Source organism: Methylobacterium sp. NPDC080182 (assembly GCF_050281105.1).
In the GTDB taxonomy this organism is placed as follows: domain Bacteria; phylum Pseudomonadota; class Alphaproteobacteria; order Rhizobiales; family Beijerinckiaceae; genus Methylobacterium.
In genome coordinates, this window is sequence record NZ_JBNNWO010000010.1 from 179,944 (window position 1) to 193,550 (window position 13,607).

Annotated in this window: 17 protein-coding genes; all 17 read right to left on the reverse strand. The window is 65.0% G+C overall.

The window, feature by feature from the left end; all coding sequences use genetic code 11:
* Positions 1-93 precede the first annotated feature (93 nt).
* Entirely contained in the window at positions 94-612 is a 519-nt protein-coding gene (locus ACQKQD_RS18700) for a hypothetical protein (RefSeq protein WP_427509187.1), read from the reverse strand.
* Between the two features lie 10 nt (positions 613-622).
* A complete protein-coding gene (locus ACQKQD_RS18705; protein WP_427509188.1) occupies positions 623-1,051 on the reverse strand; it encodes a phage tail fiber protein in 429 nt (142 codons plus the stop codon).
* 26 nt (positions 1,052-1,077) lie between these two features.
* Entirely contained in the window at positions 1,078-3,078 is a 2,001-nt protein-coding gene (locus ACQKQD_RS18710) for a DUF3383 family protein (RefSeq protein ID WP_427509189.1), read from the reverse strand.
* A 9-nt stretch (positions 3,079-3,087) separates the two neighbouring features.
* Complete coding sequence (locus tag ACQKQD_RS18715; protein WP_427509190.1) at positions 3,088-3,813, reverse strand: phage neck terminator protein; 726 nt, start codon at positions 3,811-3,813, stop codon at positions 3,088-3,090.
* Positions 3,810-4,226 carry a hypothetical protein gene (locus ACQKQD_RS18720; protein ID WP_427509191.1) on the reverse strand — a complete coding sequence of 139 codons (417 nt, stop codon included), beginning with the start codon at positions 4,224-4,226 and terminating at the stop codon, positions 3,810-3,812. Before ACQKQD_RS18720 ends, ACQKQD_RS18715 begins: the two co-directional genes overlap by 4 nt.
* A 3-nt stretch (positions 4,227-4,229) precedes the next feature.
* A complete protein-coding gene (locus tag ACQKQD_RS18725; RefSeq protein ID WP_427509192.1) occupies positions 4,230-4,673 on the reverse strand; it encodes a hypothetical protein in 444 nt (147 codons plus the stop codon).
* 250 nt (positions 4,674-4,923) lie between these two features.
* Entirely contained in the window at positions 4,924-5,364 is a 441-nt protein-coding gene (locus ACQKQD_RS18730) for a DUF4054 domain-containing protein (RefSeq protein ID WP_427509193.1), read from the reverse strand.
* A gap of 22 nt (positions 5,365-5,386) precedes the next feature.
* On the reverse strand, positions 5,387-5,875 hold the full coding sequence (locus ACQKQD_RS18735) for a hypothetical protein (protein ID WP_427509194.1): 489 nt from the start codon (positions 5,873-5,875) through the stop codon (positions 5,387-5,389).
* Positions 5,876-5,888: 13 nt separating this feature from the next.
* On the reverse strand, positions 5,889-6,392 hold the full coding sequence (locus ACQKQD_RS18740; protein ID WP_427509195.1) for a hypothetical protein: 504 nt from the start codon (positions 6,390-6,392) through the stop codon (positions 5,889-5,891).
* A 1-nt stretch (position 6,393) separates the two neighbouring features.
* Positions 6,394-7,485, reverse strand: a complete 1,092-nt coding sequence (locus tag ACQKQD_RS18745; RefSeq protein ID WP_427509196.1) for a major capsid family protein — start codon at positions 7,483-7,485, stop codon at positions 6,394-6,396.
* A gap of 26 nt (positions 7,486-7,511) precedes the next feature.
* Positions 7,512-8,027: a structural cement protein Gp24 gene (locus ACQKQD_RS18750; protein ID WP_427509197.1), complete on the reverse strand. Its 516-nt coding sequence runs from the start codon at positions 8,025-8,027 to the stop codon at positions 7,512-7,514.
* A gap of 27 nt (positions 8,028-8,054) precedes the next feature.
* A complete protein-coding gene (locus ACQKQD_RS18755; protein ID WP_427509198.1) occupies positions 8,055-9,509 on the reverse strand; it encodes a DUF2213 domain-containing protein in 1,455 nt (484 codons plus the stop codon).
* Positions 9,510-9,543: 34 nt separating this feature from the next.
* Complete coding sequence (locus tag ACQKQD_RS18760; RefSeq protein ID WP_427509199.1) at positions 9,544-10,239, reverse strand: phage minor head protein; 696 nt, start codon at positions 10,237-10,239, stop codon at positions 9,544-9,546.
* Between the two features lie 40 nt (positions 10,240-10,279).
* Complete coding sequence (locus ACQKQD_RS18765) at positions 10,280-10,474, reverse strand: hypothetical protein (protein ID WP_427509200.1); 195 nt, start codon at positions 10,472-10,474, stop codon at positions 10,280-10,282.
* Positions 10,455-12,080: a DUF1073 domain-containing protein gene (locus ACQKQD_RS18770; RefSeq protein WP_427509201.1), complete on the reverse strand. Its 1,626-nt coding sequence runs from the start codon at positions 12,078-12,080 to the stop codon at positions 10,455-10,457. The genes ACQKQD_RS18765 and ACQKQD_RS18770 overlap by 20 nt, the downstream gene beginning before the upstream one ends.
* Positions 12,080-13,351, reverse strand: a complete 1,272-nt coding sequence (locus ACQKQD_RS18775; RefSeq protein WP_427509202.1) for a PBSX family phage terminase large subunit — start codon at positions 13,349-13,351, stop codon at positions 12,080-12,082. The genes ACQKQD_RS18770 and ACQKQD_RS18775 overlap by 1 nt, the downstream gene beginning before the upstream one ends.
* Positions 13,317-13,601 (reverse strand): hypothetical protein, encoded by a 285-nt coding sequence (locus tag ACQKQD_RS18780; RefSeq protein ID WP_427509203.1) that lies wholly within the window; start codon positions 13,599-13,601, stop codon positions 13,317-13,319. Before ACQKQD_RS18780 ends, ACQKQD_RS18775 begins: the two co-directional genes overlap by 35 nt.
* Positions 13,602-13,607 lie beyond the last annotated feature (6 nt).

The window sequence follows — 13,607 nt, forward strand, 5'->3', positions numbered from 1 at the left end:
TCTGGATCATTTCGATCATGTCGTAGGCGTCTTTGATGCCGTAGACGGTCTGCAGCTCGTGCAGCGTGGCCGCCTTGGCGTTCCGGATGACGCCTATCGTGCGGGGGACGTTCGGGTAATCACGCCATCCGCTAGGGCGCCCGGCGTCGCCGACTGAGCCGACATCGACGGGGCGCCGGGCAGCGAAAAACCCACGTGGAGGTCAAGGATCTCCTTTCGCAGCCGGAGACGCGTCGAGACCTCTTCGATATCGTCCTCAACCAGGGCGCGCACCACGTTCGGGTTCTTCGGATCCGGACAGATCTGCACGCAGGCGAACATCTCATCCATCAGCGGCTTGACCTCATCGTACTTGAGGCCCTGAAGCGCCTGGACGCCCATCACTGCGAGACCGGCCATGCCGGCGCCCTGCACATCGTCGGGCAGCTCGGCGCCAGAGGTGGTCAGCGCGAGCAGAGCCCGCATCGCCCAATCCTCGGCCCGAGCTGCGGACATCTCGGTCAGGAGGAAGGTCTTGCCCTCATCTCGCAGAGGAACGGCTGAGATCACGCGGCCTTCCGCGTCCACGGTAGGCTGGGCCTTAATTGTGACCCTGATTTCACGGCGTGCCATGCGTCAGGCCTCAGACCGGCGCCGGGAGCACGCGCTCCCACCGGATGGTGAACTTCCGCGGCTGGAGGAGCTTCTTCGCATCCGGCAGCACGGGGGCGGTGACGAGGAAGCCCTTCGTCATCGCGTACTTGCGGCCAGTGCCTTGAAGGAAGATCGTTCCGAACGCAGGGTACTTGTCGTTGATCAGGCGCTCGGCGCCGACCCAGCTATCGAAGAAGTCCGCCGAGGGGCTGTCAGCCATGATGCTGTAGCCTTGGATCACGGGATTATAGACGAAGCCGCCCGACAGGAAGCCGTCAACACCCATCATGGTGTCGCCGACCTCAAGCGCCTCGGTGTCGTAGATGTCGTCGGTGGCGAAACCCTGGATCTTCTGCGGCGTCGGGAACAGGCCGGTGACGCCGAGATACAGGACCGCGTTCGCGGAGGTGATCGACATGGTCTAAAGCTCCTAGATCGTGGCGATCACTGGATCATGACGGAGGGGACGGTGAGGGCCTGGACAGACTGGCCATCCATGTAAAAGAGCCGCACGGGCGGGCTGACGCGACCCTGGCGGGTCTGCGTCGAGGCGGTGGCGGCCAGCGACTGGAAGTACCAGCCGCGCTGCGTCAGGGTGCTGGCGATATCGAGCCCCGCCATGGCCTTGACCTCGGCACGCTGCGCGTTCGACAGCGGCACGCCCGCACGGATAGCGCCGAAGTTGATGGCCGCCGTGATCGGATCCAGCGCGGCCGCCTCGATCAGTGCATCGCCGTCCGTGTTGTACGGGATGCTGTTGACCTGCGTGAGCAGGTTCATGAAGGCGAGCTGGAGCTGGTTGTTGATCCAGATCTGGTTTACGTAGCTGTCCAGCCACTGGAACCGGCCCGAGATCGTGCCGCGGTTCAGGAACGTGAAGCCCTGGTTGGCCGTGGCATAGGCGCCATAGAAGTTGTAGCCGTTGCCGTAGCTGCCGGCGACCTGCGGCGAGCCGGCGAGGTTCGAGGCAATGGTGGCATTGCTCACGCCGGCCACGAGGCCAGTCTGGCTGCGGAAAGCCGCGGTCGTCCGGCCGTTGAAGCCGTCGAAGTCCAGCGAGGCGATATAGCCCATCATGAAGGCCGCGCCGTGCCGGTTGTCCGGCTCCCAGATCGGGGCGGTGCCCGACAGGTTCGTCGTCTGGAGAAGATAGCCCAGCGACGTGGTCGCCGGCACGACGGTCGTCGGGGCGAGATCGTGGTCCCACGCGACGTAGACGTAGCGGTTGTTCTGGGCGTTGTTCCAGGTCGAGAAGAGCAGCTTCTGGATGTTGGTGCCGGTCAGACCACCATCGGGGTCGAACAGCGTCGTGAACGACACCCAGTTCTGGGTGAGCTGCGTCAGCGCCGTCATGAAGTCGCCCGGCGTCATGGCGTCCGAGCCCTGGGAAAGGATCGCGCCAGTCGCCTGCGACAGGAACAGGCTGTCAGCCAGCGAGCCCGTGGCATAGGCCATGGTCGAGGGCGCGCCCGTGATGCCCGACGTGATGACGAAGCCGCCCGACTGGCTGTCGAAGGCCACGGTCACGGGCGTAGACGCCGCCGTGATCGTGCCGCTCGCAGCCGTCTGGCTCGGGGTGACGTAGTAGGTGCCCGCGAGGCCCGTGCCGGTGCCGAGGCCGGTGATAACCGTCCCCGTGGTCACGCCCGAGCCCGACAAGGCCTGACCGACCGACAGCGTGCCGTTTGCCACCGCAGTGACTGTCAGAACGCCGTAGGAGCCCGTCAGAGAGCCATTCGGCACGATCTGGGACGCGGACACCGCATAGGTGCCGACGCCGCCCTGTGCGCCCGAGAGCTGATTGGTGACGGCGGTCCCAGCGGTGACGCCCGACCCGCTCAGCACCGTACCGGGCACGATGGTGCCGCTGGTCACGCTGTTGACGGTCAGCACATTGCCGGCGATCGAACCGGTGATGGCGACGGACGGCCCGGCCGCGATGGCGCCCGTGACCGAGGCCGCGACCGGCTGCGAGGCGTTGAGCCCGGCTTGGATCAGCGAAGCTGCAGCGGTGTAGCTCGTGGCGGCCGACAGGTTGAGGCCCGAGGCCGAGCGGGCGTAGCCGTCGATGACGACTGACAGCGTGCCCGAGAGTGCCTGAAGCTGGGCGAGGGTCAGCGTCGTGACATTTCCGCCGCGCAGGAACGCCGCGATAGCCGAAGCCGGGAAGCGGGCGAAGAGGACATTCTCGGCCTTCTTGGTCGAGGTGTCCGGGCCGAGGAAGTAGACGTTGGCCTCAGTCGCCTCAGCCGAGGTGCCGCCAAAATAGGACGCCACGGACGAGCCATCGTTCGGGAACGACAACACGCCGCCGCTGGCCCCGTTGATAGTTGGCACGCGGGCGTTCTTGGTCAGGAACAGACCGTTAAAGGCAAGCGGATCGCCGCCGCCGTTCAGGACCTGCGGGAGGATCCTGACGATCTGGGATGCGGGAATGGTCGTCATGCTGCGTCCTCAGGCGGCGAAGAAGATGTCGGCCGGGATCCGCTCTGGGTCGACGCGGTCCATGAACTCTTGCGGCGGGGTGATGACTTGGTCGGCTTGCAAGTGGCACTCGACCACGAAGCGATCTTCGTACTGCTGTTCGGCGTTGACGAAGGGCATCTGCCGAGGGTCGTCGGCGTAAAGCGGGGTGACTGCAATGCCGGTCGCCGCGAATAGGCGGATCCCAGCATCGTCGCGGAGCATGGTGGAGATGACCTGCCCCATGTCCGAGGAGTGATCGTCGTCGTCGCAGTGGATGTCCAACTGGAAGACGAAGCGGGTCTTCTGCTTAAGCCCCTTCACGCCGGAGGCCATCGGCCTAGCTGCGACCGCCAGAGGCTGCGAGAGCGTTGCCGTACCATCCGGGTTGACGATGGTGATCGTCGGCGCGACGGCCGCGCCGGTTCCGAAGACGACTCGCCCGACATTGAGGTTGCCGAACCGGATACTGGTCGGCGTCAGGATGCGACCAGCGATAGAGCCCGTGAACGCGCAGTCCTCGTAAGCTACGATGTTGGTCGCCAGCCGCTCCTGTCGGAGCACGGTCATGGTGACGAAGTCGCCCGTGGGCTCGGGGACGTTGTTGTCCTGGCCGGCGATGACCTCGACGCCATCGGGCAGGATCTGAAGCAGGACCGATCGCAGAGCCGTCTGTATGTCGACGCGGCTCGGGACCGGCAGAAGGCCGGGGATCACTGCGAGTAGCTGTTCTGCAGGGTGATCGCGACCTTGCGCCAGCCGCTTTGGTAGACCTCCAGCACGGCCGACACGATCCAGCGAGTGGTGTTGTCGTTGTCCTCGGGCATCACGCCCTGCGGGAACACGATCTGATCGCCGCCCTTCTTGTCGACGCGGATCATGGCCTCGACCTCGGCGCTGACATAGATGGCGCGGTGGACGCCCTGAATGTTCAGGTTGTCCAGCTTCTGCATGTCGCCCGTGGTGATGGGCTGGATCTGGACAGGGACGGTGATCTCAGTGAACGTCGGGGTGCGCTTGCCGCTAGCGTCAGTCGTGTAGGTCCCGGCTCGGCGGATCGTGGCGGTGACGTTCGGGTTCAGCCCTTGGATCGCGCTGTTGGCGATGTTGCGCAGGTTCAGGCCGGGCATTGGCTACTCGACCTTGAAGTCCACGCTGTTGAGCATGTGACCGGTATCGACCAGGGGCTTCTCCGAGCCCTTGCGCGCCACAGTGGCGGGCGAGAGGGCCGGCGCGTTCGTGTCTACGATCGACTGCTGCAACTGCCCTTTGATGCCGGCGCCCGTCTGCTGCATCGTGCGCGTAGCGTCGTAGTCGTTGGCCTTGAGCAGATCGGCGATGGCGTCGCCCCAGCCAGGGCTCTTGGCCGCGATCATGTTGCGGAAGAACGGGCGGGGCGGGATTTTCCGGGCTGCCGCGCCGAACTCCTGGATCGCAGCAACCATCGGGACGGACGTGCCGTCGGGGTAGGTGCTGTTCTGCAGGAAGCCGACGCTCAGGTTCGCGGGCTTCGTGACCTTGGTCGCCAGTTCAGCGAGGCGCTTCTCAAGGGCGGATCCGCCTTTGATGGCTACCATCAGGCGCCGTCATCCTCGCGGACTGTCTCGGCGTGAACCTCGTGAAGGACGCAGCCGAAATCAGCTAGGGTAACGAGCGAGGCGTCGTCACCCCCATCGTCTTGCAGGGTCGCGAGCGGCGGGATCGGGCGAGGCCACGCCTGCTGATAGGCGAAGTCAATTCGCCGGCAGTAGCGGAAGCCTTCTCCGAACCGGCGGGCCGGGGAAGGGGCCTCTTCGGACCAATGCCGACACGACTTGCAGGCCTGCATCACCACACCCGCCCGTAGCCGCCATATCCAGTGCTGTAGGCCCTGCGGCTCGGAACGTACCGCATGGAGCGATAGGGCGCCGTAGCATTCCAGAAACTGTAGCCATACGGCGTCTGCTGGAACCAGCCAGCCGTGATAGCCTCGACCACCAGCCCGCTCGTCACCGATACCGAGCCTTCCGACGCGGCGGTGATAGGCCCAACAATGCCAGAAGCAGACGACCCATCGTCGTTCAGCGCGTTGAGCTTCGCAATGTGCGAGGTCAGCATGTTGAGCAGCACGAGCTGCTGCCCCGCATCCTGCACCGGCCCCGAGCCATCGTTCCGCAGGTACAGCGTCGCCTCATTGAAGTAGGCGGTCGCTAGGGGCTGCGAGACCGTGTTGAACTCGGGATAGCGAGCCTTCCACGCCTGATAGTCGAAGGTCGCTATCGCCCCCATGGCCCTATGCCCCTAGGATGCCTCAGGACGCCTTCGGGTCCTTGGTCGCGGGCTTGGCAGCCGCGGTGTCGTCCTTGCCGCTGGTTGCCGGCGAGGATGCAGGGATCGCCGCGGTGGCCGGTTTGCTGTCGTCGGCCTTGCCATTCGCCTTCTCCGCAGCTTCACGAGCAGCAGTCTGGCGGTCGGCCTCATCCTGAACAGGATCGGCCGGAGCGGCGCTCGCCACCTTGGCGTTGGAGCGGCCTTTGAACACGGCGCCCGACGTGACGAGGTCGGAGTCCTTGTTCATCTCCATCCACTTCTCGAAGTGGTCGGCCGGGATCTCCGTATAGGTGGCGTCGCCCTCGGCGTCCATGCTGCCGGGCTGGGCGCTGTGCGCCCCGCTGCCGGCGAGGTCGTACATGGCGACCTCTTTCAGGATCATCTCGCCGTCCGGGGCCTTGACCCAGTCGGAGACGCGCAGACGCAGGCCGCTCGGGATGCGGCAACCCACTTTCACCGTGTCAGCCATTGTCGTGCTCCTGCTACTTGGCGGGACGCTCTGCGGGCGCGATGCCGCGAACGTGCTTCTGGGGGTTCTTCGGGTCGATGCCTTCAAGCCCGGTCACGACGTGGTCGTGCTCGCGGCCGAACTTCTCGACGCTGGCGTGGTCGGTGTGCGCGAAGATGATCCGGTTCTTGACGAGGTCCGACGCCTTGTTGGCGGCGTACCAGTCGTCCCAGAGCTTCTTGGGCACGTTGGGCGTGATGCGGTAGCCGCTGGCGGTCAGCAGCGGCGGGCGCGGATCGCCATAGCGGGCAGCAGTGCCGCCCAGAACGACCTGCTCGCCGTTCGGGACGTAGCACTCGACATCGCGGACACCGCCGCCCTGCACGAGTTCCTGAACGATGGTGCGGTCCAGTCCGCGCAGGATCAGCCCGTTGGGCATCTTGCACGCGACCGAGACCACCTCTCGGGCGGAATGGACGGTGTTGCTCGGCGCCGAACCGATGGGCGCCGAGGACTGCTGACGTTCGGGCTGAGCCATGTTAGATGCCCACCATGGAGGCGATGGCGTAGGGCTGACGGATCACCGCGCCCCAGGCGCCGCCCGACCACTTCTTCTTGTAGGCGGTCGTGTCGGTGACGAGGTTGTGCTGACGCATCTTCTCGCTGTAGGCGCAGAAGCCGGTCGGCTGCCCGTCCACCGTCTTGGCGATGAGCTGCATGAAGTTGCCGGCCGCCATGCCCTGCGGGAACCCAGCCGACTGCTTCCCGTACTGGACCGCCGTGACGATCTTTAGCCGCGGGAACTCCTCCAGCAGCGCGGTACGGGTCTTCAGGCCGAACGAGTTGATGTAGCCCAGCGCGGTCGAGACACCCGGCGACAGAGCGAGGATCAGTTCGTCCTCTGCGGTGACGTAACCCGCCGTCTGGGTGACGAGCTGCGTGAACAGCGCGTACACGTCGTTGTAGACCTCGTTGGCGGTCGCATTCGGAGCGCCGCCCGTGGTCTGCCAGGTCGTGCCGCCCGCCGCCTTGGTCGCCGGGGTCAGCGGGGCGCCGAGGATCGGGTCATTCAGCAGGCCGTAGTTCTGGAGGCCCTGAACGCCGAAGAAGTAGATGGCGTTCTCGAACCGGCCCATAATATCGGCCGCGGCGTTGTCCTTCTCCGCAACCAGATTGAGGCCCGCCAGCGCCGAACGCTCCACTTCGCGCTCGCCGTACTCGGACATCACCTGATAGAGGTAGTTCTGGCGCATCGGCCAGTTCATGTTGACGTTGACCATTCCGTTGTTGGAATAGTCGTCGTAGCTCGACACCTCACCAACGTGCTCCAGCACGCTGAACGCGATGGTGTCCTGAAGCCAGTTGCCCTTCTGCTGCTCGCCGAAAATCTCGGCGGCCTTGTTGGGGACGAACCGGACCCGGATCACATCGGGGTCGATCGTGGTGGTCAGCAGCGCCGGAATGCCACCGCTCGCCACCGTCTGGAGCACCGGAAGGGCATCCATGGCGATGGAGTAGTCGGTCTTCATCTCGGGGGTGGCGTACATCGCCACGCCCTTGAGATGGAAACCCTTCTCAGCGAGGAAGGGCTGATCGGCGAGAAACTGAGTGCGTGCTTCCTGAAGGTTCATGGTTATTCTCCGTCTGGGTCCGCCCGTCAGCCGTTCGGCACAGACGAGAATTTGAAGACTTCGCCCACGGCAGCGACCGAGTGGCAGATCCACTTGGTCTCGGTGGAACCGGCAACGGGCGCACCGGCCGCAGCCGTCGAGAGACCACCGTCAGTGTTGTTGGCGAACACCTTCTGACCGACAGCGGTAGCGGCAGAGCCGCGGTTCTTGCCCCAGTAGGCGCCGCTCTTCATGAGGGCGACCTGGAAGCCGGGCGGGATCATCATCCCGGACTCGGCGAGGAAGGTCGTGATCAGGCCCTGCTGGTGACGATGCAGGAAGCCGGTCGGCGCGCCCGTGCCCGAGTTGGTCACGCTGGTCGGCGTGCCATTCGGGTCGTTCGGGGCGGTCGCCCAGCAGAAGCGGCCGATCAGGGCGCCGGCCGGGCCGACGACGAGGCCGCCGGGGCCGGCGATCACCGAGTGCCGGTCCCAGGTCGCGTCGGCGAAATCGCCTTCGACACCCGGTGCCGGCTGGTAGTTGATGGAAGCGGGGAAGCTCATGGTCTCGTCTCCTGTTCAGAGCGCCGATCAGGCGGCGTGACCGATGCGGGAAATGCCAAAGCGCTCGCTGACGCTCGTGGCGGCGGCGGCATCCATGGCGGTGCGGGGTGCGGCCTCACGGGAGCGCTCACCGGCCTTCGGACGGGCCGAGATGATGTCCATCAGGGCGTCAGCGTGCTTGCCCTTGTGGGCGATGCCGAGCACGTCGCAGGCCTTGCGCTCCACGGCCTCAATGCTGTCGAAGTCCATGGCGAGTTCGCCGACCCACGGGGCGACGCGGCGACGGGCATCGGCAATGCCATTGATGTGCGCGGTGGTGGCGGCGATGGCGTCCGCACGGGCGCGAGCGATCTCGGCGTCCATGGCGGTCTTGGAAACCATGCCCTTGGTGGCCTCGCGGATGCGAGCGGCAACCATCGCGGCGTCCATGGCCTTGTCCTTCTTGTCGTCGTCCTTCTCGTCCGCGGCAGCCGCCGGGGTGGCGGTCATCGCGCAGATCCGGTCGATCTCTTCGTCCGACAGGCCCTTGGCCTTGAGCATGGCGCGCAGCTCGGCATCATCCTCGTCGTCGTTGACCTCGCCACCCTCGGCGCCCTCAACGGCTTCCTTGACCTCGGCCTCCTGCTCAGGCGGCAGGATCTCGGCCAGGGCCTCAATGACCTCGGCGACGTCCTCAATGTCGGCATCCTGGGCGAGCTTGCCCTTGGTCGCCTTCATCACGCCGAGCACGATGGCCGGCACCTGGGACTTGAAGTTCTTACGGGTCACGCCCGCGACGATCGGGGCGAGGTCAATGCTCGCGTCCTTCGCCATCTTGGGCTTGAGGTAGACGGCAAGCGCGCCCTGCGTCTGGGCGGCAGCCAGGGTCGGCTTGCTCTGCATGGTGATACCCTTTGAAAAGTCCCACAGTGCGGCGTCACGAACGACGACGTCTCTTCCAGCGCGACCCCGTGGAACGAGGGCTACGTGGTTCCCGTCGATGGCGGTCATCCGGCCATCGAAACTCTCGCCATCGGGGCTAACCCCAGGCTCCATGAGGGCTTTGTACCTGTAGGCGGCGGAAAGCTCGGCGGCTTCCTCGCTCTCAATCCCGTCGATTGCCTCGCCAGGCCACACGTCGAGCGCAGCCATCAGGTACGGGGCGTCCCAGTAGACGCCGGTCACACAACCGACCGTGCCCTCGTAGTGGTGAGCGGAGGCATCGATCTCGCGATGCCCGAGCAGAAGCGGCTTGCCGTTGAACGACTTGGCCGCCTTCTCCAACTCGGCAGGATCGCGGTAGAGCTTGTAGACGCGGTCAGGCTGGAGCCCGAGTTCGCGCCAGTTTACGATCTCCTGCCCAAAATAGGGGTTGACGGTGGCCTTCGTGATCGGTGTGGCCGACACGTGAAGGTGGCCGTCGTTGTCCTTCGTTCGGAAGGACTCCTGCACGGCGGCGCGGTCCAGCGCGAGCCGGACTTTTGTGTCGGCAGAGAGGAGCATAGTTGTGCAGCCGAGTTATGCCCGGCCGCGAAGCTCAGCCGAAGCCGGGTATGACCGCCTTGCTCACGCAGCGGCATCGCGGCAGCACGCCGGGAAAGGTCCACACCTTCTCGTCCGGGTCGTACCAGCCTTTGTTCACGTCGTAGGTCTTGCCGTTGTTGGTTACATGCGAACGACGCGGCTTCTTCCCACCGGACGAATGCACCCAAACCGCTTCCGTGACCCCAATTTCCAACTGACGTGCCCGCGTCAGTGCGGCGGTCGCCATCTGGTTCTGGGACTGGGCTATGAACTGAGCCCGACGCTTCGTGACCCCGAATTGCTCCTGAAGGTCCTTAGTTAGTTGCCCAAGGTCGCGGCCCGTGGCCACCGACCTCATGACGATGCCCTCGACCTTGGAGAGGTGCTGCTGCGCGATGCTCTTGATCAGCGAGACGTTCTCGTGGACCACCGAGTTGACCACATCCCGTTGCGCACGAGTCATGGTCCACTCGACCGTGAACCCGCCCTTTTTGAGCGCCGCCTTCAGAGCCGCATCAGACCGCTGGCTCACTGACTGCGCGAAGTACGCCGCCAGATCCCCCGCCAGATCGTTGAATTTGGCCTGCCAACGGCGCGTGAGGGCTCGGATGGCCCGGCGCAGGGTTTCGGCCGGAAGCTCGTCCTGAGCCATCTCAGGGGCATTTTTGCGGTACGCCGCTTTTAGCCAGTAACCGACCGAGCGGTCCATCTCGGCGATCAGGGCGACTAGCCGGCGGCGGTACTCAGCCTCAATCCCGCTGTTCGGGTGTACCGGCCGGAGCACTGTCCCCTTCGGCTTCTGCCTCACCGAGCTTGCCACGAAGATCCTCCGGCAAGGTCACCGGCTCAGGTTCTGGCGCCTTCACGCCGTCCGCCTCAACCCGCTTCTGAAGCTCGGCCTGTCGGGCAAGCTCCAGCACCTCCTCAAGGGTGAAATCGATCACGCCGCATCCCGCCACGTGCCTTTTGGACCCGATCAAATAGCCCAGTCACGCGGTCGGCGGTAGTGTCGTCAGTCGGATCATCGGCTTGGAAGCGGCTGCCGACGCCTTCCTCGCCGAGGTCGTCGCCATCGTCTGGCGGCTCAATCTCAAGATCGGGGTCCAAGCCGTGGTACATGCTCTCGGGATCGTCCGCGAGGCGCTTACGCTCCTCATTCGGCAGGATTACCCCCGTGTCCGCGTAAACCTGAGCGGTCTCGGCCTCGATCTTCCGCACCTCGGCCAGCTCCTTGTCGGACATGGACCAAAGCGGCTCGAACTCGATCGTGATTTCCGGGTCCACCTCGCCGAAGCGGTTGAGCTGGATGAAGTTGACCATCGTCTCTAGGATCGGACGGCCGTGCTCGTTGTAAGACGCGATCCAGTCGAAGAACGAGCGCATCTCGCCGTCAGAGGAGGCGTTCAGGCCTTTGGGCTGGAGGCCGAAGAACTTGACAAGCGGGATGCCCGGCAGCGCCGCCATGTGCTCCTGGCTCTGCGCCTGAAGATCCGAGAGCCCGGCAATCTGTGCCGAGACGTTCTCGAACTCCTCCGTGTCCTTGTTCAGGATCATCAGCCCGCGATTGTCGCGGAGATCGTTGAACAGCTCAGCCCGGTCAATGACCGAAGCGTCGGCCACTCCGAGCGAGTTCCCCATGTTCGTCTTCAGCACCATGACACTGAAGGCGTTGACAAGGTCGGACACGGACTGCCGGGTCCGAAGCCAGTTGTCGACGGTCGGCTTGACCTGCTGGCTGAGCGAGATGCCGCCAAAGCTGTAGGCGGGCTTGAGTAGGTCCGGCACCTCGCGGCCAACGAAGGTCAGCAACCGGGTGCGGTGAACGCGCTTGCCCTGAACGATCCAGTGCGAGGGCTTGTACCAATCCTCGGCGAGCGGGTCGGACGAGTTGTACCCGCTCGGGTACGCCCACATCGCCTCGACGACCTTGAAGCCCTTAAGCTTGCCCTTGACGACCTTGGCCTTGCTCGCCGCGTCGGTGCCGTCGCCAATCGGGGTCGCCAACTCCGCATCGGTCTGAGCGCCGAGATCCACGAGCAGATGCCCGCGGCCCATGTAGCCGTCGCCTTCCAGCATGCGGCGATAGCAGTCCCGCACGCGGAACAGCTTCATGTCGGCTTCGATGAGCCGGATCTTGTCGGCCTTGTCCTTACCGCTCGCGTGGAGCTTTATAAATTTCCTGACCGACTCGGTCGCGATAATCTCCACCATCCTGCGGATCTCGGGGATCTGCGACTGGATGGCGAGCTGCGGGAAGCCGGGGAAGTAGCCGTAGATGCCGAGGTAGGAGCCCAGTGATTGCTGAGCCCAGTCGCCGACGCCGGGCGCCTCGTCCATGGCGAGGTTCTTGTCGCCGCCGGTCGTTCCAGGCGGGTGCTGGGCAGCTAAGAACGGCTGCACAGGTTGGAGGGCCGCGCGACGCGTCTTCGCCCGCCCACGGAGCACAGGATCGATCTGAAGAGGCTTGCGGGCCTCGGGGGCGGTGTCCTGCGTAACCCCGGCAGCCTGAGCGGCGGCCTTGGCTCGATTGCGTCGCTGGGCTCGGGTCATCAGCGCATCCCGAGCGTGCGGGTGAATGTGCCAGAGCGCGGCTGCTTGGCGAGCGCCTTCAACTCAGGGCTGATCGTGGGGTGAAGCGCGTTGCGAAGCGTCTCGACCGCGTACCGCAAAGCGTCGATCACGTGGTTCTTCTTGTCGGCCAGAACCGGCAAGACCTCGCCAGTCAGCGGGTCGGTCTTGTACGAGTACAGCGTCAGCTCATCCACGAGGTGCTTGCAGCGCGGGTGAACGACGATGTCGTAGCTCTTCAGGAACTCGATGCCGTCCTCAACCGAGCCAGCGCCCTTGGTGGCCGGGGCCAGCCGCGGGTAGCCGTGCCGCTGCATGTACGAGATGGTCTCAGGCCGGGCGCTGTCCGCCCTCACCGGCCATTTGCGGGCAATCTCAGGCGCCTCGGGATCCAGGCTGTCGAACAGGGCCGGCGTGCGGTCGATCTCGCACCCGACCTTGTAGACCTCGCGGTCAACGTAAAGGGTGCGCCCCTCAACGTAGCACCGCACCAGCACGGTCGGGTCGACGCTGAAGCCCCAGTCGGCCCCATGGAAGAACCGGGCATCGGCCGGGGTGTCGAAGGCGTCCGTGCGCCAGTTCCGAAAAACCCGCGCCTCGCTGTTCCGCTGGTACTGCCCAAGCCAGATGTGGGCGTACTTGTCGGGGTCGCGGCGCTGGTCGTAATCCTTTTCCTCAATCAGTTCCGGCGGGAGCCAAGGGTTGTCCGACCAGTTGGCTTCGATAACCGTGCTACGCGGCGGCGCGGTGTCGCCCCTGAGCAGCAAGTCCACCGGGTCGGTCGCCAGCGAGGGGTTCCAAGAGAACCACAACTCAGAGCCGGGCGTGCGCAGCGTCGGGCGAAGCAGGTCCAGCGACCGCTGCGACAGCGACTGCGCCTCCTCGACCCAGGCAATCCGGAACCCCTCCAGCGACTTAATCGAGTCCGCCGTGTGGTTCTGCATCCCCTGGAAGATGATGAGGCCGCCGTTGTCGACCTCGATGTACTTCTCCATCACGTTGAAGCGCGACGCGACACCCAGCCGCGTGATCTTGTCCTCGACGAGCAGCTTCACCGACTGGGTGAGCGATTTCTGGATCTCACGCACGCAGACCGCTCGGGTCGGCTGCACGAGGCATTCCTCAACCAGAAGCTCTGCGAAGAAATGCGATTTGCCAGAACCGCGCCCTCCGTGCGCGCCCTTGTAGCGCGCGGGCTGGAGAAGCGGGAGGAAGACCTCAGGCGTCTCGATCTGGAGGACGGACGACGACACGCTCGATCTTCACCAGATGCTGAACGGGGTTGTCCTCGTCGCCGACGACCTGCATCGGGAGGACCTTGCCCAGCAGCGACATGAACGCGGCCGGGGTCTCGGTGGCCTGCGCGGTCAGGTAGTTGACCAGCCCCTCTTCACCGCCACCGCCAGCAGCCTGCGCAGCCTTGAGGATCGCATCCTTCAATAAGGCAGTGCTTTTGTTCGGAACGCCCTTCGGACGCCCCTTACCGGCGTTCGGAGGGGTCACAGCAGA

What these genes read in the sequence shown, in the direction of transcription:
- ACQKQD_RS18700 (WP_427509187.1), bottom strand. Translation starts at nt 612, where the DNA reads ATGGCACGCCGTGAAATCAGGGTCACAATTAAGGCCCAGCCTACCGTG.
- ACQKQD_RS18705 (WP_427509188.1), bottom strand. Translation starts at nt 1,051, where the DNA reads ATGTCGATCACCTCCGCGAACGCGGTCCTGTATCTCGGCGTCACCGGC.
- ACQKQD_RS18710 (WP_427509189.1), bottom strand. Translation starts at nt 3,078, where the DNA reads ATGACGACCATTCCCGCATCCCAGATCGTCAGGATCCTCCCGCAGGTC.
- ACQKQD_RS18720 (WP_427509191.1), bottom strand. Translation starts at nt 4,226, where the DNA reads ATGCCCGGCCTGAACCTGCGCAACATCGCCAACAGCGCGATCCAAGGG.
- ACQKQD_RS18725 (WP_427509192.1), bottom strand. Translation starts at nt 4,673, where the DNA reads ATGGTAGCCATCAAAGGCGGATCCGCCCTTGAGAAGCGCCTCGCTGAA.
- ACQKQD_RS18730 (WP_427509193.1), bottom strand. Translation starts at nt 5,364, where the DNA reads ATGGGGGCGATAGCGACCTTCGACTATCAGGCGTGGAAGGCTCGCTAT.
- ACQKQD_RS18735 (WP_427509194.1), bottom strand. Translation starts at nt 5,875, where the DNA reads ATGGCTGACACGGTGAAAGTGGGTTGCCGCATCCCGAGCGGCCTGCGT.
- ACQKQD_RS18740 (WP_427509195.1), bottom strand. Translation starts at nt 6,392, where the DNA reads ATGGCTCAGCCCGAACGTCAGCAGTCCTCGGCGCCCATCGGTTCGGCG.
- ACQKQD_RS18745 (WP_427509196.1), bottom strand. Translation starts at nt 7,485, where the DNA reads ATGAACCTTCAGGAAGCACGCACTCAGTTTCTCGCCGATCAGCCCTTC.
- ACQKQD_RS18750 (WP_427509197.1), bottom strand. Translation starts at nt 8,027, where the DNA reads ATGAGCTTCCCCGCTTCCATCAACTACCAGCCGGCACCGGGTGTCGAA.
- ACQKQD_RS18755 (WP_427509198.1), bottom strand. Translation starts at nt 9,509, where the DNA reads ATGCTCCTCTCTGCCGACACAAAAGTCCGGCTCGCGCTGGACCGCGCC.
- ACQKQD_RS18760 (WP_427509199.1), bottom strand. Translation starts at nt 10,239, where the DNA reads ATGGACCGCTCGGTCGGTTACTGGCTAAAAGCGGCGTACCGCAAAAAT.
- ACQKQD_RS18770 (WP_427509201.1), bottom strand. Translation starts at nt 12,080, where the DNA reads ATGACCCGAGCCCAGCGACGCAATCGAGCCAAGGCCGCCGCTCAGGCT.